This is a genomic window from Microbacterium sp. MMO-35, assembly GCF_037147555.1.
Taxonomy (GTDB): Bacteria; Actinomycetota; Actinomycetes; order Actinomycetales; family Microbacteriaceae; genus Microbacterium.
On record NZ_JBBCVH010000001.1, the window covers coordinates 427135 to 449478 of the forward strand.

At 71.4% G+C, this 22344-nt stretch carries 18 protein-coding genes; 5 read left to right on the forward strand and 13 right to left on the reverse strand.

Annotated features, from left to right (window positions below; all coding sequences use genetic code 11):
• Positions 1-9: 9 nt before the first annotated feature.
• Positions 10-1833 (reverse strand): alkaline phosphatase family protein, encoded by a 1824-nt coding sequence (locus WFJ01_RS01895; protein ID WP_336628040.1) that lies wholly within the window; start codon positions 1831-1833, stop codon positions 10-12.
• A 127-nt stretch (positions 1834-1960) separates the two neighbouring features.
• On the opposite strand from WFJ01_RS01895, the gene WFJ01_RS01900 reads away from it, so the two are divergent.
• Positions 1961-3277 carry an alpha/beta hydrolase gene (locus WFJ01_RS01900; RefSeq protein WP_336628041.1) on the forward strand — a complete coding sequence of 439 codons (1317 nt, stop codon included), beginning with the start codon at positions 1961-1963 and terminating at the stop codon, positions 3275-3277.
• A 48-nt stretch (positions 3278-3325) separates the two neighbouring features.
• Here the strand turns inward: WFJ01_RS01900 and WFJ01_RS01905 are convergent, their stop codons facing one another.
• On the reverse strand, positions 3326-4624 hold the full coding sequence (locus WFJ01_RS01905) for a cation:proton antiporter domain-containing protein (protein ID WP_336628042.1): 1299 nt from the start codon (positions 4622-4624) through the stop codon (positions 3326-3328).
• Positions 4625-4646: 22 nt separating this feature from the next.
• Positions 4647-5603, reverse strand: coding sequence for a LysR family transcriptional regulator (locus WFJ01_RS01910; RefSeq protein ID WP_336628043.1), 957 nt, complete (start codon positions 5601-5603; stop codon positions 4647-4649).
• Between the two features lie 81 nt (positions 5604-5684).
• Between WFJ01_RS01910 and WFJ01_RS01915 the strand changes: the two genes are divergently transcribed.
• Positions 5685-6725 (forward strand): YeiH family protein, encoded by a 1041-nt coding sequence (locus WFJ01_RS01915; RefSeq protein WP_336628044.1) that lies wholly within the window; start codon positions 5685-5687, stop codon positions 6723-6725.
• Between the two features lie 121 nt (positions 6726-6846).
• Here the strand turns inward: WFJ01_RS01915 and WFJ01_RS01920 are convergent, their stop codons facing one another.
• From WFJ01_RS01920 to WFJ01_RS01940, 5 genes are all read right to left on the reverse strand, one after another.
• A complete protein-coding gene (locus WFJ01_RS01920; protein WP_292882754.1) occupies positions 6847-7863 on the reverse strand; it encodes a magnesium and cobalt transport protein CorA in 1017 nt (338 codons plus the stop codon).
• A 79-nt stretch (positions 7864-7942) separates the two neighbouring features.
• Positions 7943-9223: a serine hydrolase domain-containing protein gene (locus tag WFJ01_RS01925; RefSeq protein ID WP_336628045.1), complete on the reverse strand. Its 1281-nt coding sequence runs from the start codon at positions 9221-9223 to the stop codon at positions 7943-7945.
• Between the two features lie 115 nt (positions 9224-9338).
• Positions 9339-10043 carry a response regulator transcription factor gene (locus WFJ01_RS01930; RefSeq protein WP_336628046.1) on the reverse strand — a complete coding sequence of 235 codons (705 nt, stop codon included), beginning with the start codon at positions 10041-10043 and terminating at the stop codon, positions 9339-9341.
• A complete protein-coding gene (locus WFJ01_RS01935) occupies positions 10040-11317 on the reverse strand; it encodes a sensor histidine kinase (RefSeq protein WP_336628047.1) in 1278 nt (425 codons plus the stop codon). Before WFJ01_RS01935 ends, WFJ01_RS01930 begins: the two co-directional genes overlap by 4 nt.
• Positions 11314-11886, reverse strand: a complete 573-nt coding sequence (locus tag WFJ01_RS01940) for a hypothetical protein (protein ID WP_251443416.1) — start codon at positions 11884-11886, stop codon at positions 11314-11316. Before WFJ01_RS01940 ends, WFJ01_RS01935 begins: the two co-directional genes overlap by 4 nt.
• 227 nt (positions 11887-12113) lie before the next feature.
• On the opposite strand from WFJ01_RS01940, the gene WFJ01_RS01945 reads away from it, so the two are divergent.
• Entirely contained in the window at positions 12114-13175 is a 1062-nt protein-coding gene (locus WFJ01_RS01945) for a hypothetical protein (protein WP_336628048.1), read from the forward strand.
• A 111-nt stretch (positions 13176-13286) separates the two neighbouring features.
• Positions 13287-13940 carry a response regulator transcription factor gene (locus WFJ01_RS01950; RefSeq protein ID WP_251443422.1) on the forward strand — a complete coding sequence of 218 codons (654 nt, stop codon included), beginning with the start codon at positions 13287-13289 and terminating at the stop codon, positions 13938-13940.
• A 27-nt stretch (positions 13941-13967) separates the two neighbouring features.
• Here WFJ01_RS01950 and WFJ01_RS01955 read toward each other — a convergent pair whose 3' ends face one another.
• The 3 genes from WFJ01_RS01955 to WFJ01_RS01965 all read right to left on the reverse strand — a co-directional run bounded on the left by WFJ01_RS01955 (position 13968) and on the right by WFJ01_RS01965 (position 18297).
• Positions 13968-15719: a sensor histidine kinase gene (locus WFJ01_RS01955; protein ID WP_336628049.1), complete on the reverse strand. Its 1752-nt coding sequence runs from the start codon at positions 15717-15719 to the stop codon at positions 13968-13970.
• A gap of 288 nt (positions 15720-16007) precedes the next feature.
• Complete coding sequence (locus WFJ01_RS01960; protein WP_336628050.1) at positions 16008-16601, reverse strand: hypothetical protein; 594 nt, start codon at positions 16599-16601, stop codon at positions 16008-16010.
• Between the two features lie 310 nt (positions 16602-16911).
• The gene (locus tag WFJ01_RS01965; RefSeq protein WP_251443433.1) at positions 16912-18297 is read right to left on the reverse strand and encodes an ATP-dependent DNA helicase; all 1386 of its coding nucleotides are present in this window, start codon (positions 18295-18297) and stop codon (positions 16912-16914) included.
• A 130-nt stretch (positions 18298-18427) separates the two neighbouring features.
• Here WFJ01_RS01965 and WFJ01_RS01970 point away from each other — a divergent pair, with 130 nt between their 5' ends.
• Entirely contained in the window at positions 18428-19546 is a 1119-nt protein-coding gene (locus WFJ01_RS01970; RefSeq protein WP_292882730.1) for a hypothetical protein, read from the forward strand.
• 15 nt (positions 19547-19561) lie between these two features.
• Here the strand turns inward: WFJ01_RS01970 and WFJ01_RS01975 are convergent, their stop codons facing one another.
• Both WFJ01_RS01975 and WFJ01_RS01980 read right to left on the reverse strand, forming a co-directional pair.
• Complete coding sequence (locus tag WFJ01_RS01975; RefSeq protein WP_336628192.1) at positions 19562-21598, reverse strand: cytochrome c oxidase assembly protein; 2037 nt, start codon at positions 21596-21598, stop codon at positions 19562-19564.
• A gap of 271 nt (positions 21599-21869) precedes the next feature.
• Positions 21870-22157 (reverse strand): HU family DNA-binding protein, encoded by a 288-nt coding sequence (locus WFJ01_RS01980; RefSeq protein ID WP_045250850.1) that lies wholly within the window; start codon positions 22155-22157, stop codon positions 21870-21872.
• Positions 22158-22344: the final 187 nt, after the last annotated feature.

Genomic DNA, 22344 nt, shown 5'->3' on the forward strand with positions numbered 1-22344 from the left:
CCGCTCCGCTCAGTCCTCGTCGGGAGGGCCGAACAGCCCCTTGCCGTGCTTGTGGAGCAGGTTGTAGGCATCCAGGAACGTCTGCGGCTGCTTGTCCTCGGGCAGGCCGTAGCGCGCGAGCAGCAGCCCGAGCAGGCCCTGCGCGGGCGGGGTCAGCGGCTTCGTCGCGTGGGCGTGCGCCGGATGCGGTGGCCTCGACTCCGGGTTCGGGGGCAGATACCGCGAGGTCGTCACGGGCCAGTCCGCCGGGTGGCGGGGCTTCTCCAGGTTGATGATCTCGAACAGTCCGTTCGCGGTCGCGTCGCGGCGGGTCAGCGGGGTGAGCCCGTGCAGCCGGGTGAGCGTGGCGATGACGGATCCGTGATGCATCTCGTCGTGGATGATCGTTCCCTTGCGGGTGTACGCGGACACGGCGATCGCGGGGACGCGGCAGCCGAGGCGGTCGAACTCGAACCCCATCTCGCCGGCGCCCGAGTTGTCCGGCGGCGTGGCCTTGGGCGGGACGACATGGTCGTAGGTGCCGCCGTGCTCGTCGAAGGTGATCAGCAGCAGGGTGTTGACCGCGTTGGAGCCCTGCGGCGACGCGCTGCGGCGGATCGCGTCGTAGATGTCGTGCACGAGGTCGTCTCCGGCGCGCACATCCGAGAACGCGCTGTTGATGATCTCGGATCCGTCGACGTCGCTCTCCCTGCGCGCCCCGAACGGCGGGTGGAAGTCGTTGTGGTCGTAGATCATGCGCGGCTCGACGAAGGCGTACGCGGGCAGCTCGCCGTGCTCGACGTCGGCGTAGAAGTCGTCCATCGTGCCGAAGTGCTCGGTCCGCCAGAACTTCTCGAGCACCGGAGCGTGCAGCACGCCGGTGAACGAGACCATCTGCACCTCGTCGAAGTAGACCTTCCAGCTCAGCCCCGCCTCCTCAAGACGGTTGAAGATCGTCGGCGACTTCGGCGCGTTCAGCCACTTGTCGTAGTCGCCCCCTTCGTGGTTCGTGACGAACCCGTGCGAGGTCGAGGCGTTGAAGAAGGTGCGGTTGCAGAACGTCTGCGACGGCACCGCGCAGAACCAGTGGTCGAAGACCGCGAACTCGCGCGCGAGCGTCGAGACCGTCGGCAGCATCTCGGGCGAGAACGAGCCCATGATGCGCTTGCGCTCGTCCTCCGTGGGCTCCTTGCCGTGCTTGAGCCGCAGGAGGTTCACCTGGTAGTCGGTGACGAAGCCGCTCATGGTGGGCGCCTCGCCCGGACCCGGGTGGTTGTACGGCGCGCGGAAGCCGCCCTCGTACAGGTCGGCGTTCTCGGCCGGATCGATCACGTTGTACAGCTGCGTGTTGACGTGCGGATACATCTCGCCCGGATCCGGATCCGGCCAGGTCATGATCTGGTCGGTCGGGCCCTCGTAGACGTGCGCGTCGTAGCGCACGCCGTCGAGCTCGTTGAAGTACTCGCCGAAGTCGAGCCCGTCGAACTCCTCCCCCTCGGGCAGGGTCTCCTTCGTGTAGAGGTAGCCGAGCAGGTTGTCGAAGGAGCGGTTCTCTCCCATCAGCACCACGATGTGGTCGAATCCGGGGGCGTGCCGCGGGGCCAGCTGACCGTAGTCGGAGAGCGCCTCGTCGAAGCCGCTGCGCTGGCCGAGCGCGTACCCGGCCACCGCTCCCGCGCCGCCGCCGACGACCGCCCCCGCGGCGGTCAGGCCACCGAGACGGAGGAAATCGCGACGCGACCGGCGGGCGGCGGACGGCGCCTCCGCGTCCGCTGCGGCATCGCCGTCGTCCGCCGTCGGTGTGCCGACGGGCCGGGGCTCGTCCCGCGAGGCCGGGGAACTCTTTCTCGCCATGCGGCGATCCTACTGAGCGCCGGGGGCGCCGGACCCCCGTCAGACCCCGCTCCGGGGGCCGCGGACCCCGAGGGCTATATTTCTCCTGTCCCGCCCCGTGATGACGCCGCCCTGGACTGGAGCCGCGATGACCTGGTTCTTCAAGCTGAACGTCATCGACGGCCCCCTCCCGCTCACCGTCTGGGGGGTGACGATCCTCGCCGCGATCCTCCTGCTCGTCCGGCGTCCCACGCCGTCCTGGCTGTGGCGGATCGTGATCGCGGCGGCTGTCGGGATCGGGCTGGGCGTCGCGCTCGTGACCTTCGTGAACGCGACCCACCTCTTCGGCCCCGCCCTGCCGTTCGCCTGCGGGTTCTGGATCCCCGGAGGGTTCGCCGCGATCCTCCTCGGCATCGTCTCGCTGTGGGAGCGCGGAGTGTGGCGCAAGATCGTCGCGGCGCTGCTCGTGCTCCTCGCCCTGCTCTCGACGGCGCTCGGCGTCAACGCCGCCTTCGGCATCAACACCACCGTCGGCTCCGTGCTCGGCATCGCCTCCGACGACAAGATCGACGTGCTGCCCGAGCCCGTCCCGACCGAGTCGTCGAGCGGACCGCTGTACAAGACGTGGAGCCCGCCGGCCGACATGCCCAAGACCGGCGAGACCGCGGTGCTCAGCGGCAGCCATGCGATCGCGTCGACCGGCGGGTTCACCCCCCGCGACGCGCTCCTCTACCTTCCGCCCGCCGCGCGCACGGCCCACCCGCCGCGACTCCCCCTGATCGTCATGATGATGGGCCATCCGGGATCCCCGAACGCCACGTTCATCGCGAAGGCCCTGGACGACCTCGCAGCGAAGAACAAGGGCCTCGCGCCCATCGTCATCGTCGCGGATCAGCTCGGGCCCGGGGGCGAGCTGGACACGGGCCCGGACCCGGTCTGCGCGAAGACGGCCGCCTACGGCGATGTCCCCGCCTATTTCAACGTCGACATCCCCGCCTTCGCGACGAAGAACCTGAACGTCAGCCTCGACCACCGGGACTGGACGATCATGGGCTACTCCAACGGGGGCGCCTGCGCCTTCACGTGGGCCACCCGCCATCCCGACATCTGGGGCAACGTGGTCAGCATCTCGCCGGACGAGTACCCCGGCGTGGAATGGCGTGCCGGGGCGATCAAGAAGCTCTTCGGCGGGGACGAGGCGGCCTTCGACGCCCTCCGGCCCGAGGCGGGGATCGCGGAGAACAGGGGACGGTTCGCCGGCCATCTCGCGGTGTTCACCGTCGGCGGAGCGGATCCGGGCTTCCTCCCCGGTGCGAAGCGCAACGCCCGGCTCGCGGAGGAGGCGGGCTTCACCACGACGTTCCACGAGGTGCCGGGTGCCGGGCACGTGGCCGACGCCCTCGACGGCGGCATCCCGTTCGCCATGGTCCTGCTGTACCGGCACCTCGGGCTCTCCGCCCCCTGACCCGTCGCCGGGCGTCGAGGGCCGGTGACCTCGGGGCCGTGCGCCCGCTCAGCCCTGGGCCACGCGCCGCTTCTCGAGCGCCCGCAGCGCGAACGGCGCCGCGACGCCGTGCAGCAGGATGCTGCCGACGACGGTGACGACCATGACCAGCAGCACCGCGTCGGCCTCGACGCTGTCGGTCTCGAAGGCGTTGTAGGCGAGCAGGCCGAAGACGATGGAGGCCGTGCCACGCGGACCGAGCAGACCGATGCGCACGCGGTCGCCGCGGCTGACGGAGCTGCCCAGGAGCGACAGGTACACCGGCCCGAGCCGCAGCAGGGTGAGCGCGAGGAGGGCGAGCACCAGGATCCGCCAGTCGAACGACGACGTGAAGGCGACGAGGGCGGCCCCGCCGAGCATGAACCAGACGAAGTTCGCCGTGAGGGTGCCGACCTCTTCGACCAGCAGCAGCTCGGAATGCGGGATCACCCGCTCCTGCATGCCGCGCGTGCGCGCGACGCGGTAGATGAGGCCCGCGACGAACGCCGCCACGAAGCCGTTGGCCTCGATCGCCGGGATCGTCGCGATGGCGTAGGCGATGAGCGGGAGCAGCAGCATGGCGTAGCGCGCGCCGCCCTCGTTCGCGATGCCCCGACTGCGGGCCGCCCGGAGCGCCAGGCCGATGACGCCGCCCAGCACGACGCCGATCACGATCGCCGTGACCGTCGCGGGCACCGCGTTGACGAACGCCTCCGCGAACTTCTCGGCGCTGTGATCGAGATCCTTGTCGTCCACGGTGACCGTGTCGGATCCGGTCGCGACCATCTTCTCGACGAGCGGGGCGATGACGACGGCGATGGGCAGCGCCATGCCGAAGATCGGGGAGACCAGGCCGTCGTTGTAGCCGCTCTCCACGTTCAGGATCGCCCTGATGCGCTCCGGCAGCAGCCTGCTGCGCAGCAGGCGCGTCGCCGGGGCGAAATCGGTCGGCATGATCACGCAGGCGATGACCACGGCGGCCACCAGCGCCTCGGGGAGGAGGAAGGCTCCGGCGATGGCGGTGAGGATGAGCGACAGCGGCAGCGCGATGAGCACGAGGCGCGCGGTCACCCTGCCCTCACCGCCGAAGATGCCGCCGCGCACCTCGGTCGCGTCGGCGAAGAGGAGGATCGACAGGATGACCTCGACGATCTTCTCGGTGATCGGAGCGTCCAGGGCGGCCGCGTAGGTCGGCAGGTCCCACACCGTGGTGGCGGCCCCCAGCACGAGCAGCATCGCCGGTCCCGCCACGCCCCACCGCTCGAAGCGATGGGACACGATCGACCACAGCAGCACGGCGGTGAGACCGAAGAGCACGAGCGGGGGCATCCGGTTCCTTCCGTGGCGACGATCAGAGAGTACCGCGGCCCGGGCGCGCCTGCTCCCGGGCCGTCTGCACGGCGACGTCGATCAGCTCCCGCCCTGCCATCGGCAGATCCCGCGCTCCGCCTCGCCAGAGGGCGGTGATCGGCCGGACCACCGGCTCGCCGGTCGTGCGCACGGCGCGCAGCCGGCCGAGGCGGATGTCGTCCGCCGCCTCCCTGCGGCTCAGGACGGCGGCCCCCAGCCCGTCGGCGACGGCCGAGCGCACGGCCGCGGAGGTCGGCAGCACCACCGCCGGCTCCGCTGCGTCGCGGCCGAGCCGCCGCCGCACCTCGTCCTCCCACGCGCGCCGGGTGCCGCTGCCCTGCTCGCGGGCCACGAGCGGCTCCGCGGCGGCCTTCTCGAAGGCGACGGGGCCCTGGCCGCTCCACAGGTGCTCCGGCGCGACCACGAGGACGAGCTCGTCGCTGTCGACCGTGGTGGTGCCGAGGTCGGACGGCACTTCGCTCGACTCGATGAACGCGAGGTCGGCGTGCCCGTCGCGTACGAGCGCCTCCGCATCGGTGCTGTTGCCGGAGAGGAGCTGCACGGCCGTCGGCGTCCGCCCCGCGGCGACCTGGTTCCGGCGCAGCGCCACGAGCCAGAGCGGCAGCAGCCGCGCCGACACCGTCTGACTCGCGGCGACCGTGAGCCGGGCGGCGCTCTCGCCGCGCAGCGTGCGGGTCGCCGTGCGGAAACGCGCGGCCGCGGCGAGCACGTCGTCGGCCCAGGAGGCGACGACCTCGCCCTCCAGGGTCGGACGGGTCCCGGACGGGGCGCGGTGGAACAGCGACAGACCGAGCTGGCGCTCCACGGCGCGCAGGCGCGTGGAGGCGGACTGCTGGGTCACCCCGGTCTCGCGCGCGGCGGCCGAGATGGATCCGGTGCGCACGACGGCGACCAGCAGTTCGAGCGAGCCGAGGTCCGGCATCGATCCGTCCGCCATCGTCACCCCACAGTCTCTGCCTGTACCCCTATCGAGCCTAGCCGGATACCGCGGAAGCCGCAGGCGGACGAGCCTGGATCCATGATGTTCCGCCCCGCCCGCACCCTTCCGGCCCGTCTCGCCCTGCGCGGGGTCGAGGTGCTGCCGGGGCTGGCGCTCACCGTGCCGATCGCCATCGTCGCCACCCTGATCGGCGCCGCGGTGCCCGTGCTCGGCTCTGCCCTCCCCGCGATCGTGATCGGAGTGGTCGTCGCCGTGATCCGACGCCCCGGAGCGCGGTTCGTGCCCGGGGTCGAGTACTCCGGGAAGTTCCTGCTGCAGGTGGCCGTGGTGCTGCTGGGCGCTCAGCTCTCGCTCGAGGCGATCCTGCGGGTCGGCGCGGAGTCGCTGCCCGTGATGCTGTCCACCCTCGTCGTGTGCCTCCTCGCCGCGTGGCTGATCGGTCGGGCGCTGCACGTCGCGCCGCGGCTGCGCACCCTGATCGGGGTGGGCACGGGGATCTGCGGCGCCTCGGCGATCGCCGCCGTCGCCCCGGTCATCGGCGCTCTCAGTGCCGAGGTGTCCTACGCGGTGTCGACGATCTTCGTGTTCAACATCCTCGCCGTCGTGCTCTTCCCCCTGCTCGGCCACGCACTCGGGCTGGATCCGCACACCTTCGGGCTGCTGGCCGGCACCGCGGTGAACGACACGAGCAGCGTGGTCGCGACGGCGAGCGTCTTCGGCGCCGCGGCGCTGGGCTTCGCGGTCGTGGTGAAGCTGGTGCGCACGCTGATGATCATCCCGATCTCGGTGGGGCTGTCCGTGATCGAGTCGCGCAGGGCCGCCGACGGCCGGCGGATGACGCTGCGCGGCGTGATCGGCCTGGTGCCGTGGTTCCTCGTGGGGTTCCTGGTCGTCGCGGTGCTCGGATCCCTCGGAGCGATCCCGGCCGGCCCGCGTGCGGCGATGGTGCACGCCAGCGGATTCCTCATCGCCACCGCCATGGCCGGCATCGGGTTGTCCACAGATGCGGCAGCGCTGCGCCGCGCCGGCTGGCGACCGCTCGTGCTCGGCGCGATCCTCTGGATCCTCGTCACCGCGACCGCCCTCGCGGTGATCTCCCTGACCGGCGCCGGGCGCTGACCTCCCCCGGTGGGGTTGGTCCTCCCTTGGTTTAGGTCGCGATTTCTGCTCTTCCCGCGCGGGTTTCAGAGCAGATAGTGCGACCTGAACGAGGGTCAGACCGCCAAGGTTCCGGATCCGGTCAGAGCCAGCCGCGCTTCTTGAACACCAGGTACAGCACGAAGGCCCCGCCGACCATCAGGCCGATCGCCATGGGGTACCCGGCGGCCCACTTCAGCTCGGGCATCACCTCGAAGTTCATGCCGTAGATACCGGCGACGATGGTGGGGGCGAAGAAGATGGCCGCCCAGCTGGAGATCTTCTTCACCTCCTCGCCCTGACGGATGCTTTCCTCGGTCATCCGGCGCATCTCCTCGTTCTGCCGCCGGGCGACGATCGTCGCCTCCACCGTGAGCGCGTTGTCGAGGTTCGCCCGGAACGTCGACACCCGCTCCGACAGGGTCAGGATGTGGTCGAGCACGTCGCGCAGATAGCGCTGCAGCTCGAGATCGACGGAGTACTTCGCGGATCCGCGCAGCAGCGCCTCCAGCATCGGCTGCAGCGGCTGGGTCGCCTTCTGGAAGTCGATGACCTCGCTCGACAGCTCGTAGATGCGCTGCGTGACGTCCGAGTCGTCGAGGAACAGCTGCGCCTCGATCTCGTCGATGTCGTTCTCCAGACCGTTGAGCACCGGGGTGTACTCGTCGACGAGTTCGTCGAGGATCGCGTACAGCACCGCCTCGGGGCCGCCCGCGAGCAGCTCCGGAGCGTGCTCCATGCGTCCGCGCACGCGGGTGAGGCTCGGCGTCTCCGCGTGCCGGATGGTCACCACGAAGTTGGGTCCGACGAACACGTGCAGCTCGCCGAACTCGACCTCCTCCGTGGCGTCGAGGTACCGCGCGGGCCGCAGCACGATGAACAGGGTCTCCCCGTAGCGCTCGAGCTTGGAGCGCTGATGACCGGTGAGGGCGTCCTCGACGGCGAGCTCGTGCAGGCCGAACTCCGCCGCGACCTGGCGCACCTCCTCCTCGCTGGGCCGGTACAGGCCGATCCAGCCCATGCCGCCGCGGGCATGCATGAGCTCGAAGGTCTCGTCCAGCGTGTGCGGGGTGTCGGTGCGGACGCCGTCCACATAGATGCCGTTGTCGACGATGGCCATGCTCGCTCCTCGCGGTCGTGCAGTGCTTCGTCCGGCTGCGGGAACCGTCGGAGCACGGGGAGGCGTCGAACGAACCCGGTCAGCCCTGCGGGAGCGGGCAGACGGCCAGGCTGTCGACCGCCTTAGCGTAGTCCTCCGCGGTGAACGGCAGTGCGAACTCGGGGGCTTTGCCGCCCTTTCCCGCGGGCGCCTTGGAGGCGATCGCGGCGAGTTCGAAGGCGAGGTCGCCGATGAAGGCGGATCCGACGGTCGAGTCGTTGAGCACCACGACGACCGTGAAGCCGGTCGTCGGGTCGGAGTAGGCCCCGGTGAGGTACCCGGGCGTGCCGCCGTGCTGGCCGATCATGGAGCCGACGAGGTACGCGCCCCCGGTGGCCTTGTACCAGCTCGGCGCGCCGTCGGCGACGGGCAGCGGGGATCCGAAGCGCTGGGGCGTCTTCTTCACGCGCAGCGCCTGCGCCGCCTCCGCCTGCATGTACCGGCCGAGATCGGCGACCGTGGACACCACGCCCGAATCCGTGTACCCGTTGCTCGACGAGCTGACCGTGATGTCGGTGGGCTTGGCGCACTGCAGCGCGCCGTCGACCTGCGGGAGGAACGACCCCTTGAGCGCCGGCGAGGGCGACGGGGCGGCCGCCTGCGGGCCGGGCAGCGACGTCGCGTTCAGGCCCAGGGGCGCGGCCACGTACTCGTGGATGAGCTGCGCGGCCGTCTGACCGGTGGCGCGCTCCAGCGCCTGCCCGAGCAGCAGGAACCCGGCGTCGGAGTCTCGGTAGCCGGTGTGCGGCGGGGTGCGGTTCTGCGCGAGGCCGTAGGACGCCAGCTCCTTCGGCTCCCACTGCCGGTCGGGGTTGTTCAGCCACATCGGCATGGCGGTGGCCTCGGACGAGCCGATGCCGCCGGTGCCGTTGCAGAGGTCGAGCAGCGTGACGTCCTGCAGGTCGGGCACACCGGACACGTACTCGGTGATGCTCGCGTCGAGCTTGACCGTGCCGCGATCGGCGAGCGCGTACAGCACGTCGCAGGTCATCAGGCGGGTGACGTCGCCGATGCGGAACGACATGTCGGCGCTGACCGGATCCTTGTCCTCGGCCGAGACCGTGCCGAGGCCCGTGACATAGGAGCCGCTCCACGGCGCCCACACGCCCAGGATCGCCCCGCTCGAACCGCTCGCCGCCATCGCGCGCTCGACGGCGCCCTTGAGCTGGTCCCTCATATCGGAGGGCAGATCCCCCTCGGTCTGCGTCTTCGGGGTGAACGCCGGGGTCGCGACATCGCCGGAGCAGCCGCTCAGCACGAGCGCCGCCGCGACGGCCCCTGTGATCAGCGCACCCACCCGCCGCCTGATGTTCCGACCCATTCGCCCCCCCTGACATCCCCCACGATTGTAGACGGCGCTCCTCTGCGCAGACGTCATCCCTCCGGATGATCCCGCGCTTCGGATCCGGATCGTGATCACCCGGGGATCCGCCCGGTCACCTCTCCGCGGTGGTGCCGAGTCCGTGCGCGATCGCCTGCGCCCGATCGCGCACGCCGAGCTTGGCGAACAGCGCGTTGATGTGCGTCTTCACGGTCGCGACGCCGACGAAGAGCGCGGCGGCGATCTCTGCGTTCGAACGTCCCTGCAGCACGAGCGCGTAGACCTCGCGCTCGCGGCCGGTGAGAGCGGGGAAGCGCTCCGCCAGCGCCTCCTCCGAGACCGGATCGGGGACGGATCCGGAGAGCTCGGCCGCCGAGGCGCCCGCGGCGCCCGCAGCGCCGATGCGCCCCAGGAGCACGTCGCGCACCGGAGCGGAGAACGTGCTCTGACCCGCGGCGACGGCGCGGATGGCGGCGGCGAGCTCGGCCCTGCCCGCGTCCTTGGTGAGGTAGCCCCGGGCGCCCGCCTGGAGCGCCGCGACGATGTCGGCGTCGTCGGCGAAGGTCGTCAGCACCAGCACCGCGGTCCCCGGGGTCTCCGCCGTCACCAGCCGGGTCGCGGCGGCGCCGTCCAGCACCGGCATGCGCAGGTCCATGAGCGCGACATCGGGGCGGGTCGCCGCGACGAGCGCGACGGCCTCGGCGCCGTCTGCGGCGGTTCCGACCACCTCGAAGTCGTCGACCAGGCCCAGCACGGTCTCCAGCCCGTCGCGGATGATCGCCTGGTCGTCGGCGAGCACGATCCGGATCCGGGCGCTCATGCGGGGGCCTCCACGCGGAGCCGGAAGACGTCTCCCCCGTCGTCCAGGGTCACGACGCCCGCGCGCACGGTGCCTCCCACCTCCCCGAACCGCTCCCGCACGCCGGGCAGGCCAAAGCCGCCGCCGGTCGCCGCGAGCGCCCTGTCGTCCTGCCTGCCGCCGGTGACCGCGTTGTCGATGGTGCATTCCACCCGGTCAGGATGCCAGACCAGTGCTATCCGCACGGCGCGCCCCGGCGCGTGCTTGCGCGCATTGCTCAGCCCCTCCTGCACGGCGCGCACCAGTGCGTCGGCGAGCGCCGCGGGCACCGGACGCGAGGCGCCGGTCTCGGTGAGGCGGGCGCCGGCCGTGTCCTCCGGGTCGAGCAGCGCGTCGAGGCGACGAGCGAGCTCGACGGGAACCACCGCGGGCACCGGCGCCTCGGTGTCGTCCTGCTCCGGTCCGCGCAGAGTTCGGACGGCCTCGCGCGCCTCGTCCAGGCCGGAGACGGCGAGGCGCCGCGCCGCCGCCACCCGTGCCGCCGCGCGCTCCGCGTCGCCCGCCTCGAGCAGCGCCTCGGCCGCGTCGAGCTGAACGACCAGGCCGCCCAGGCTGTGCGCGAGCACGTCGTGCAGATCCCGGGCGATCGAGACGCGATGCGCCGTGGCCTGTGCCCGCACCGCCTCGGCGTTCGCGCGCTCCCGTTCGGCGAGCAGCACGCGCTGGGCGCGCCGCCCCAGGCCCACGACGACCGCGAGCGCGAGGGCCGCGAGGATGGTGAGCAGACCGAGCGCCGAAGCGGTCACCGTGCCCGCGTACCCCGCCGCGGTGAGCAGCGCCCCCGCAGCCACGCCCAGCGCGCCCAGGACCGCCGCCGTGATCCACGTGCCGGGGCCCACCGCGGCGTCGCTCGTGAGCAGGATCACCGTCACGACGAGCAGAGCGGTGCCGAGCCCCTGGGTCGGCACCGCGGTGAGCGAGCCGGCGAGGCCCATCACCACCAGGAGTGCGGGGGCGACGCCGGCCGGCACCCTGCTGCGCCCGGCGGTCCGCCCGTCCGGCGCGGCTCCCGGGCCGGACTGCGCCGCCGGGTCACCGCCGGTCGCGCCGATCCGCACCGCGAGCGCCATGCGAACGGCCCACGCCACGAGGCCGGCGCCGAACAGCCAGACCACCCAGGGTGCGGTCTCCGGCGCGACGCGCCAGAGCACCCAGCCGACGCCGAGCAGGCCCGCGGTGTTGACGGCGGCGCTCCAGCCCGTCATGGGCTGGATGCGCAGCGGGATTCGGGTCACGGAACAATGATGCGCGCGGATCCGCTCGGCGCGCTCGTGCGGCGCAGCGCGTCGACCCGGCGGTGCAGCACGACCACCCGGGCCGCGCGGTTCGCGGCGAGCACGATGAGGATGAGCCCGGTCGCGACGCCGATGTGCGAGCCCAGCTGCTCGAAGGCGAACATGAGGCCGACCCGGACGCCGATGAGCACGACCCAGAGCGCGAGCCCCCACGGTCCGGTGCGGGTCTCGAACTCGGCGGCGGCCTGCGCGGCGGCCCGGTCGGAGAGCCCTGCGGCGGGCTGGTAGCCGGCGGGACGGGCGATGCGGCGGATGTGCGCCATCGCGCCCATGGCGGTGCCGAGGGCGAAGGCCACGACGAGCTCGACCACGAGGGCGACCACGTCCATGACTCCGATCACCTGCCCGCTCAGCGTCTGCAGCGACAGCACCGCCCCGATCACCGCGATGATCCCGGGCAGCATCCAGTCGCGCGCTCCGAGCACGGGGCGCCACGTCATCTGCCGCACGGCGACGAAGCCGACGGCGAGGAGGATCAGCAGGACGTTCGAGACGATCGAGAGGTTCATGTCTTCGATGCTCCCCGGATCCGCCTTCCGCGGGCACCGCCCAGGGGTGGAGATCCGCGGGTGGACGGGTGGAGATCCACACCCTGCCCCACGATGTGGTGCCTGCACCACATCGCTGTGGTGGCACGCCCATCGGCCGCGAGACCGCCGGTTTCTAGCGTATGAGAAGAGCTTCCGGACGGGAGGCGACGACATCCCCTCAGGGGCGAGAGAACAGAAGGAACACCATGGACACCACCACGAAGAAGACCACTCGCCGGCTGCTCGGCACCGGCCTGATCGCCACGACGGTGCTCGGATCGGTCGCCATCGGCGTGGCCACGGGGGCGCCCGCGTCGGCTGCGACGCCGCGCGCCGCAGCCGCCACGGCCGACGTCACCCGCGGGTTCGACATCGTCAACACGACCAAGCACACCCTGGAGCTGCAGGGGATCGACGGCGCGGGCGACCGGGACGGCTACGCGCCGACCGGCACGAAGATCGCGCCGGGGCAGTCCTACCACTACGAGAAGGTCTACTACCTCCTCAAGCGCGGCGAGACGACGCTCACGTTCAACTACCGCGAGGCCCTGGGCAACGGTTCCGAGCGGATCTCCGCCTTCCAGGTCACGCTCGTCGTGGACGCCGTGAGCGGCACGAGCATCCGCACGGACGCCGGCGACGCGTTCACCGTCCACAATCAGGGGCTGAGCGGACAGCTGACGATCTCGGAGAAGGACTTCTCCGAGATCACGGTGCCGGCCTCGGATGCCCAGCGACAGGCCGAGCTGCTCAACCAGACCTGCGTCTCGGGCCTGGCGTCGTGCACGTTCCTGCCCGTCACGAAGGAGGAGGGCACGCCTCAGGTCCGGCTGGTCGCCGGGGGCGCGAACAACACCGACAAGGCCCGTGAGGGAAGCGTCACCACCAAGGTCGCGGCCGGCACGACCTCGTCCGTCGAGACCACCGGGTCGGCGAAGCTGACCATCAACGGGATCCTGGAGGCGGGACTCACCCACAAGTACGGCGGCTCCTGGTCCAGCACCAAGGAGGAGACCAAGGTCCAGTCGTACGAGGTGGGCGCCTACAAGAACTTCAACATGTGGTCGCGGGTGCTGACCGAGCGGGTGACGGGCGACTTCACGGTCAAGCTCGGCAAGACCACCTGGAAGCTGGCCGGCGTGCACTTCGACATCCCTCGCGCGGACGCCGACGTGCTGTACGACAGCGCCGAGCGCCCTCTGACCGACCAGGAGAAGGCCAGCCTGCCCAAGATCGTCGACATCAAGCCGATCGTCCCGGCCGGCTGACGAAGGAGAGGGATCCGGACCGCCGTCCGCACCGAGGGGTGTGGGCGGCGGTTCCGCTCGGGTACTGTCGGGTCACCGCCCCGGATCCCCACCCGTCAGTCAGGAGCAGGCATGCGCGTCGTCATCGCCGAGGACGAGGTCCTGCTGCGGGAGGGCATCTCCCGGATCCTCACGGACGAGGGGCACGAGATCGTCGCGACCGCGGGCGACGCGGACGATCTGCTCGGCAAGGCGCGGGCCCACCGCCCCGACCTCGTCCTCACCGACATCCGGATGCCGCCGGACTTCACCGACGACGGCCTGCGCGCCGCCCGCCGGATCCGCCAGGAGCTTCCGGGGACGGCGGTCATCGTGCTCTCCCAGTACGTCGACGCCACCGGTGCGATGGAGCTGCTGGCCGACGGCGCCGCCGGGATCGGCTATCTGCTCAAGCGGCGCATCCTCGACCTCGACGACTTCCTCGAGTCCGTGCAGCGGGTCGCCGCCGGCGGTTCGAGCATCGACTCCGACGTCATCTCCTCGATGGTGCGCCGGGAAGTGCGCGATCACACCGACGGCGGCATCGCCCGGCTCACGCCGCGGCGCCTGGAGGTGCTGCAGCTGATGGCGCAGGGCTACAGCAACGCCCGCATCGCGCGCGAGCTCTTCGTGACCGAGAAGGCCGTCGCGCGCAGCATCGCGCTCATCTTCGTCTCGCTCGACCTGCCGCCGGATCCCGACGACCACCGCCGCGTCCTGGCCGTCATGCGCTATCTGGACCGGTGAGCGGGCGGCATCTCCGCATCGCTCGCACTATCGCAGCGGCACCTGCGCCCGCAGCGTCGTCCCGCCGCCCGGTGCGGACTCCAGCGCCACCGTCCCGCCCAGCGGCTCCACCCGATCCCGGAGGCTGCGCATCCCGAATCCCGGGACCGCCCCGGCCGCGCCCCTGCCGTCGTCGCTCACCGCGATCTGCAGCCGGCCGTCGCGCAGGGCCACGGCGACCGCGATCTGCCGTGCTCCGGCGTGCTTCACCGCGTTCGTGAGCGCCTCCGCGATCACGAAGTAGCCCGTCGACTCGACCTCGGCGTCCAGCCGGCCGAGCGGGGAGTCGATCTCGATCCGCACCGGGATCCGGATCCGGTCCGCCAGGGTCGCGATCGCGGCCTCCAGGCCGTGGTCCTGCAGCCGGCTCGGCAGGAGCCCGTCGACGAGACCGCGCAGCTCGTCGAGGAGGGAGCCGCAGTGCTCGGCGATCCGCGCCGCCTCGGACCGGACGTAGGAGGGGTCGTCCGCCTGCCGGGCCAGCCGCTGCACGTCGATGCCGACGAGGACGATCCGCTGCTGGGCGCCGTCGTGGAGGTCCTGGGCGATGCGGCGGCGCTCGGCGTCGGCCGCGATGACGATCCGCCGCCGGGAGGTCTGCAGCTCCTCCGCCGCAACCTCGAGCCGCTGCACCGCGGAGCGCAGCTCGACGATCAGCCGCTGCTTGTCCATCGCGACGCCGAGCGGCGCCGCGACGGTCGCGACCAGGTTCCGATCCGCGATCAGCGCGGGGTCGTACCGGAGCGCGCCGGTGGGCGCCTCCGGCGGGCCGATCGGGCACCAGCCGCGCTCGGGGAGCACCACGACCGGGCGTCCGCCGCTGTCGACGAAGCGGGAGGATCCCGCTTCATCCGCGCCTGAGGCCCAGAGCACGCGGGCGCCGGGGTCGCCGAGCGCCCGTGCCGCGAGGGTGTCGAGCAGCGCCGGCTCCACGGATGCCGCCGCGATGCCCGCCGCCGCCTCGGCGACCTCGCCCGCCCGCCCGAACGCCCCGAACGTCAGCCCCACGAGGAAGGAGATCGGCAGGCCGCCGAGCATCACCGATTGCACCACGTCGGCCGCTTGCTGAGCTCCGACGCGGGGGTCGAGGTGCAGGACCACGACGGTCGCCGCGATCACGGCGAGCGCCGCGCACCCGTAGCCGACGAACGGCAGCAGCTGACGCCGCGGCAGCGCGGGCATCCGCGCGAGCCCGCGGCCGCACAGCACGACGGTGACGAGGAGCGTGCCGATGCCCACGGCCGCCTGCAGCGTCCAGGCGACCTCGGTCACCGCAGGCCGCAGCACCACGACGATCTGCGGCGCCACGGAGACGAGATACGCGACCGTCACGACCGCGCGCGCGGCGCGGCTCGGCAGCCGCCCGGAGGGGAAGGCGAGCAGCAGGTGCAGCAGCAGCGCCAGCGGCAGGCTGGACGTCAGCGTGCCGAGGACGTGCAGGGCCGGGAGGTCGTCGTCCTGCGTGCGCGACGCCCACAGCGCCAGCGCGGTCAGCAGCATCAGCCGCCCGACGCGGTTGCGCGGGCGGCGCGACCAGGCGAGCAGGCCGGTCACGGTGTAGACGGCGACCAGGGCGCCGTCGAGAAGCGACCCCCCGAACCCCCGCGACGACGAGGGGACGGCGAGCTCGACGAGGCAGAGCGCGGCCATCAGGATCCCGATGCCGATCAGGGCGTCACGCAGGCCCGGTCCTCCCGCCGCCGGGACGCGCCCGCCCGGAGCACCGCTGAGCCGTGTCATGGGTACAGGATCCCAGCACCCGCCGAGCAGCGGAATGGCGACCCGTCGAAGTGGTACGGCCTGTTCGGCACGGGTGCGGGTGCCATCGGTGACGAGGAGATCGAGCCCGACGTGTCGTGGAACGCGGAACGCAGCCCGGAGCAGGCCCCCGCGACGTGTACTTCGACTCGGCGGCCGTCGATGGTGGTGTAGTCACCCGGCTCGTCAGCGCGGCTGCGGATCAGCACGAGCTGCGGAGCAGATTCCCTGCGGTGAGAACAGCCTCGGGTTAAGAGCGGTTGGTCGGTATCACCCGATCGATCCGTCCCCGGCCGACGCCGCCAGCCTCGGCATCCACATGGCCAGTGCGATCAGGAGCATTGCGGTCCCGACGACGATTGCCGTCATGCCGACCCGGAACCGCGCAGAGGTGTGATCGACACGGCGCATGACGAATCCCGCGACGAATGCCATTGCGAAGGGCATCAGGGTGAGGACGAACCTGAAGTTCGCAGCGACAGCGAGCCAGCTCGGCTCCGACTCGTTGAGCGGAGGGGGCGCGAGCAGGACCCACTTCCAATACATCAGAAAGCAATCGGCCGATCCCAGCACAACCGCCGCGGTGGCGATGGTCCGCGGGAACATTGCGCGCTCGTCCTGAGCGGCGTGCACGAGAAGTACTGCCGCCAGCAGCGCGACGAGCCCCAGGTAGTCCCACTCCGCCCAGTCCCATCTCCCAGTGACTGCCGTGACGAGACCCGCCGCATTCGTGACGACAGCGTGAAAGAGCGAGAGAGCGAGCAAGAGGATCACACTACAGAGAGTGGCGATCGCGATGGCGCGGGAGGGACGTTCGACCGCATCTACTCCAACGCTGGGGACATCCACCCTGGGCTCCGCCATGAATTCGACCCTATCCGCGCAAACTGACTATCCGGTCGAGATCCCGGATCGATCCCACGAAAACGAACAGGGATCGGAGCGCCGCCGATGAACGGCGGCACCCCGGCGCGGTTGCGCGATGGACACGTCGGTGGCATCACCTTCGACCTGCACGTATCCGAGGAACTGGTCATCGTCTAACAGTCGTTGCTTCTGCGCACCGACGCCAGCACTTACGTGGCACCGCACCTCCCGAGATCGCCGAGATCCTCGCGGCTCACGTGCGTCGCTGAACCGGGATCGTCCCCGCGAGGTCACACCGGGTGCGCGACTAGGACCCGACCTGCGGCGTGGAGTCGCCCTGACGGGCCTCCCAGGCGGCGCGCATGAAGCGGCGCACGTCCTCGTCGACGCGGATGTCGCGGGGGCGCAGCGGACGGGACAGGTACAGGCCCTCCAGCGAGGTCAGCCGCGACAGCGCGACGTAGGTCTGCCCCGGGGCGAACGCACCGGATCCGAGATCCACGACCGCCCGATCGTAGGTCTTGCCCTGCGACTTGTGGATCGTGACCGCCCAGGCGAGCCGCAGCGGGAACTGGGTGAACTCGGCGACCACCTCCCGGGAGAGCGTCTTCGTGCCGGGGTTGTAGATGTAGCGGTACCGCTCCCAGACGGCCGGCTCGACGTCGACCTCCTCGCCGTCGATCTCCACGCGCACGGCGTCGCCGAGGATGCGCACGACCGTCCCGATCGTGCCGTTCACCCAGCGCGGCGGCTCCGGCATCGCCGAGATGTCGTTGCGCAGGAACATCACCTGCGCGCCCTCCTTGAGCTGCAGCTCCTGATCGGCCGGGTAGTTCGCCTCGCCCCGGCCGAAGTCGCCGGAGATGTCGGCCCGCGCCTTCTGCACCTTGCCGGGGAGGGCGGCGAGATGGCGGGCGTTGATGCCGTTCACGATGTCGTTGCGTGTCGCGAGCGTGATGATCGGGATCTCGCCCGGGGCCGGATCCGGGGGCGTCCGTGCGCCCGCGTCGTTGAGTGCCCCGGCGATCTCCGCGGTCACCCGGCCGTAGCGCACGGCGTTCAGCATCGCCTTGAACCCGGCGTCGGACTGCCGGTGGATGTGCACGAGCTCGCGCACGTGCAGCGTCGCGCCGTGCGTGCCGATGTCGAGCAGCCCGTCGGTGGCCTCGCCGCCGGTCCATACCTTCGCGTCGAAGAACCAGAACGAGCGGTAGTGGTCCTGGATGTAGCGCAGCTCGTCTCCGCGCGGGGGCACGGGCGCCAGCTGGTACGGATCCCCGAACATCACCACCTGCACCCCGCCGAACGCCTCGGCGCGGCGGCCGCGGGCCTGGCGCAGCGAACGGTCGATCGCGTCCATCAGATCCGCGTTGACCATCGACACCTCGTCGATCACGAGCGTGTCGATCGCGTTCAGGATCTTGCGGGTCGCATCCGACTGGTCGATCTCGCTGTCGGCGATGAGGCCGATCGGCAGCCGGAACAGCGAATGGATCGTCTGCCCCTCGACGTTCAGCGCGGCCACGCCGGTCGGGGCGCACACGGCGATCTGCTTCTGCGTGTTGTAGGCGAAGTGCTGCAGCAGCGTCGACTTGCCGGTGCCGGCACGGCCCGTGATGAAGACGTGCTCCCGGGTGTCCTCGATCAGCCGGAACAGTTCTTCCTGTTCGGCGGAGAGGTTCGGCGTGCTCACGGTCCTCGGAGTCTACCCGCTGCGGGCCGGTCGGACCGGGCGCCCGCAGCCTCGCATTCCCGGAGAAGCCGACCGATGCGGGGCGAGCCTCCCGGGGTTCGCGCAGGAGGGCTTTCGTAGACTTGCGCACATGGTGCAGTCGGCGGGGGTGCTGGCGCCAGGCGTGCGGTCGCGCCGGGCGCGGACGGCGCGTCGTCGTGCCCCCCTCTGGTCCGACCTCACACTGCTCGCCGTGGTCGGCGTCGTGCTCGTGGCGGCGCTCGCAGCCGGCGGGCTCACCGTCTACCGGGAGTTCTACAGCCCCTCGGCGTTCGTCACCCGCTACCTCACGCTGCTCTCAGAGGGGCGCGCCGCCGACGCGCTGCGCCTGCCCGGCGTCGCGATCGGGCACGGCGATCTCGACAGCAGCACGTTCCGCTCCGCGTCGGACGCCCTCCTGCGCCAGGCCGCGCTGGGGTCCCTCACCGACGTCGTCGTCACCGACGAGCATCCGCAGGGCGAATCGACCGCTGTCACCGTGCAGTACAAGGCCGGCGGCCATGCCGGCACCAGCACCTTCCTGATCGCACGGGAGGGCTGGATCGGCGTCGCGCCGTCGTGGCGGTTCGCCCAGAGCCCGCTCGCCGTCATCTCGCTCACCGTGCGCGGGTCCGACCGGTTCTCGGTCAACGGCTTCGAGCTCGACCGCCGGCAGATCGCGGCGAACGGCGCTGATTCCTCGGCGCGCGACGCGGTGCCGATGCTCGTCTTCTCCCCCGGCCTGTACTCGGTGTCGGTGAAGACGTCGACCGCCACGGCGCCCGGACTGGGCGTGCTGGCGGACAAACCGCTGGCCGACGTGCCGCTGGACGTGCAGGCGAAGCCCACGGACGGATTCGTGAAGGTCGTGCAGCAGCGGGTCAACGAGTTCCTCGACCAGTGCACGACCCAGACCGTGCTGCAGCCCACGGGGTGCCCGTTCGGCCTCACCGTGTCGAACCGCGTCACCGCCGGCCCTGTCTGGAGCATGGTGGCCGATCCGGTGGTGGCGCTGGAGGCGGACGCCGACGGCTGGCGGATCCCCCCGACCTCCGCCACCGCGCACGTGACGCTCGACGTGAAGTCGCTCTACGACGGCAGCGTCTCGCACGTCGACGAGGACGTGCCGTTCCAGGTGGACGGCACGATCCGGTTCCTGCCGGACGGATCCGCCTCGATCAGCATCACCTCGCCGGAGCAGTCCGCCAACCCTCCTGGATCCGAGGGCTGACTCCCCTCGGTCGCGTCACCGGGTGGCGGACCGGCGATCCTTCTCGGCCAGCGCGGCAAGCCGCGCGTTGTACTCCGCCAGTTCGGCGTCGCCGCTGCGGTCCGCCGCCCGGTCCTGGCGCTTCTGCACCTTGGCGTCGCTGCGGCTCCACTGGATGGCGACCGTGATCGCCAGGATCAGGGTGGGGATCTCCCCCACCGACCAGGCGACGCCGCCGCCGACGTACTGGTCCTGCAGCGGAGTCGCACCCCAGGTGCGTCCCATCGCCCCGAACCATTCCGCGACCATCAGCCCCGACTGCATCATGATCGCCATGCCGAAGAAGGCGTGCGTGGCCATCACGGCGATGAGCGTGATGAGCCGCCCCGCATAGGGAAGCCGCCGCGGCACCGGATCCACCCCGATGAGGCTGAGCACGAAGAGGTAGCCCGAGATGAGGAAGTGCGCGGTCATCCACTCATGCCCGATGTGGTCGGTCATGGCCCAGCGCACGAGATCGGTGAAGTAGAACGCCCACAGGGAGAGCACGAAGATCGCCGCCGCCACGAACGGGTTCGTGACCACCCGCGAGAACGGGGAGTGCACGGCCCACAGGATCCATTCCCGTCCGCCGCGCGTGCCGTCGTCGCGCTTGTCGATCGCGCGCAGCGCGAGCGTGACCGGGGCTCCGGACACGAGCAGCAGCGGGATCGCCATGGACAGCATCATGTGCCCGAGCATGTGCACGCTGAACAGGTACTCCTGGTACGCGTTGATCGCGCCGCCGGTGACCCAGACGAGGGCCACCATGCCGAGGATCCAGAAGACCGTGCGGTGGACGGGCCAGGCGTCTCCGCGCTTGCGCAGCCGGCGCACCCCCAGCAGGTACAGCGCGACGCCGAGTGCCGCGGCGACGGCCCAGATGAGGTCGAGGTTCCACATCGTCAGCCAGCGCACGGGGGTGAGCTCGGGCGGCAGGGCTGCTCCGGTGAGGATCTCGGCCGGCGTGCGCACGGCCGGGGCCTCGAGGCCGGCCGGCGGCGGGGTGCGCGACAGCGCGGCGGCGAGTCCGGAGGCGATGCCCATCAACGCGAGCTCGAGCAGGACCAGGGTCCAGAACGGGCCGGATCCCTTCGTCTCGAGCTTCGGGATGAGACGCGTGCGATAGCGGGCGCCGAGCGCGCCGAGCAGGATCAGCACGACCGCCTTCGCCACGATGAGGCCGCCGTAGGGCGTGAGCATGCCCGCCCAGTCGCCCACCGCGACGATCGATCGCGCGACGCCGGACACCGCCACCACGATGTAGGCGACCAGGGCGAGCGAGGAGTAGCGGCGCACGACCGCTGCGAAGGTGAGGCCGCCCCGCGGCGCCTTGCCCTTCTTCCCCGGCTTCGGCGTCTGGGCCGCGGGCGCGTCGGCTGCGGGCGCGGCGACCGCGGGGTCACTCAGCTCGCTGCGGGATCCGCGCAGCACGATGAGCAGCACGAGGCCGCCGATCCAGACGGCCGCGCCGACCGTGTGCAGCAGCAGCGAGTTCACGGCGGCGTCGTGACCGCTGAGGTCGCCGGCGTGCCCCTGCGTGGCGAGCGGGATGAACGATGCGGCGGCGAGGACCGCCGTGAGCAGGGTCGCGGTCCAGCCTCGGAACGCGAACGCGGCGATCGTGATCACGGCGCCCGCGAGCACGGTCATCAGCCACGCCTGTCCCAGGGGCAGCTCGAGCAGGAACCGCCCCAGCTGCGCGCCGAACTCGGGGCCGGCGCTGAGCTTGACGCCGAGGGTCTGCAGGAAGGTGAAGAGGCCGGCGACGGCGCTGGCGACGGTATAGACCGCGGCGCCGATCGAGGCGGTGTCGAGCGCGATCTCGAAGGACCGCGCCCCGCTGCGCAGCGCGAAGAGGGCGAGCACGAGCGAGCCGAGCATCGCCGCCGCGCCCAGGTTGCTGAGAGCCTTGACGACCGGCAGCCCCCAGCGCACCACGGGACCGGGGTCGAGGAGGAGGTTCGGCGCCGCACCCCCGCCGAAGGCGAGTCCGGCGAGAACGGCGAGGACCGCCGCGCCCACGAGGATCACAGGCCCCGCGATCCGCAGGGTCGAGGATCCGGCGGGCAGGGCGGTGCGGTCGGCGCCCGTCCCGGCCTGGGGGCGGACCCCGGTGGAGGGGCGATTCACCCCTCCAGCCTAGGCGCGTCTCCTGTGCGGGCCGTCCGGATCCGGCGTCCCGGGCGCACGCCGTTCGCGCCCCGTGACTCCGCCGACGCGATCGGGCCGCCCCGAGATCGCGACCCGTCCGGACACGCAGAAGGCCGCCCCCGAAGGGACGGCCTTGCGAGGCGGAGCCGGATTACTTGACGGCAGCCTTGAGCTTGGAACCGGCGGTCACCTTGACGCGCTTGCCGGCCGGGATCTTGATCTCGGCGCCGGTCTGCGGGTTGCGGCCCGTGCGAGCGGCGGTCGCGACCTGCTCGAACGAGATCCAGCCCGGGATCGAGACCTTGCTGCCCTTGGCAACAGCGTCCGAGACCGTGGCGAACAGGGCGTCGAGAACGCCGGAGACCGCAGCCTGGCTCTGGCCGGTGGCGCTGGCGATGCTCGCGACGAGCTCGGTCTTGGTGATGGACTTGTCAGCCATTTCATCCTCCAGCGACGGGATCCCGTCGCTTCGTATCAGAGTTCCGGATGGGCGGATGCCCCCCGTTGGTCGAACGACCGCCTTGAATGTATCAACCAAACCCTGGATTTCCGCGTCATTTCGCGGGTTTTGACGTTTTGCGGCGGCGTGTCGCGCCTCACCAGTCACTCCCGTCACAGGCGTGGGC

Excerpts from the sequence above, each read along its gene's own strand:
- WFJ01_RS01945 (WP_336628048.1), top strand. The coding sequence starts at position 12,114 with ATGGACACCACCACGAAGAAGACCACTCGCCGGCTGCTCGGCACCGGC.
- WFJ01_RS01940 (WP_251443416.1), bottom strand. The coding sequence starts at position 11,886 with ATGAACCTCTCGATCGTCTCGAACGTCCTGCTGATCCTCCTCGCCGTC.
- WFJ01_RS01905 (WP_336628042.1), bottom strand. The coding sequence starts at position 4,624 with ATGCCCCCGCTCGTGCTCTTCGGTCTCACCGCCGTGCTGCTGTGGTCG.
- WFJ01_RS01925 (WP_336628045.1), bottom strand. The coding sequence starts at position 9,223 with ATGGGTCGGAACATCAGGCGGCGGGTGGGTGCGCTGATCACAGGGGCC.
- WFJ01_RS01930 (WP_336628046.1), bottom strand. The coding sequence starts at position 10,043 with ATGAGCGCCCGGATCCGGATCGTGCTCGCCGACGACCAGGCGATCATC.
- WFJ01_RS01915 (WP_336628044.1), top strand. The coding sequence starts at position 5,685 with ATGATGTTCCGCCCCGCCCGCACCCTTCCGGCCCGTCTCGCCCTGCGC.
- WFJ01_RS01950 (WP_251443422.1), top strand. The coding sequence starts at position 13,287 with ATGCGCGTCGTCATCGCCGAGGACGAGGTCCTGCTGCGGGAGGGCATC.
- WFJ01_RS01960 (WP_336628050.1), bottom strand. The coding sequence starts at position 16,601 with ATGGCGGAGCCCAGGGTGGATGTCCCCAGCGTTGGAGTAGATGCGGTC.
- WFJ01_RS01895 (WP_336628040.1), bottom strand. The coding sequence starts at position 1,833 with ATGGCGAGAAAGAGTTCCCCGGCCTCGCGGGACGAGCCCCGGCCCGTC.
- WFJ01_RS01900 (WP_336628041.1), top strand. The coding sequence starts at position 1,961 with ATGACCTGGTTCTTCAAGCTGAACGTCATCGACGGCCCCCTCCCGCTC.
- WFJ01_RS01910 (WP_336628043.1), bottom strand. The coding sequence starts at position 5,603 with ATGGCGGACGGATCGATGCCGGACCTCGGCTCGCTCGAACTGCTGGTC.
- WFJ01_RS01970 (WP_292882730.1), top strand. The coding sequence starts at position 18,428 with ATGGTGCAGTCGGCGGGGGTGCTGGCGCCAGGCGTGCGGTCGCGCCGG.
- WFJ01_RS01980 (WP_045250850.1), bottom strand. The coding sequence starts at position 22,157 with ATGGCTGACAAGTCCATCACCAAGACCGAGCTCGTCGCGAGCATCGCC.
- WFJ01_RS01955 (WP_336628049.1), bottom strand. The coding sequence starts at position 15,719 with ATGACACGGCTCAGCGGTGCTCCGGGCGGGCGCGTCCCGGCGGCGGGA.
- WFJ01_RS01920 (WP_292882754.1), bottom strand. The coding sequence starts at position 7,863 with ATGGCCATCGTCGACAACGGCATCTATGTGGACGGCGTCCGCACCGAC.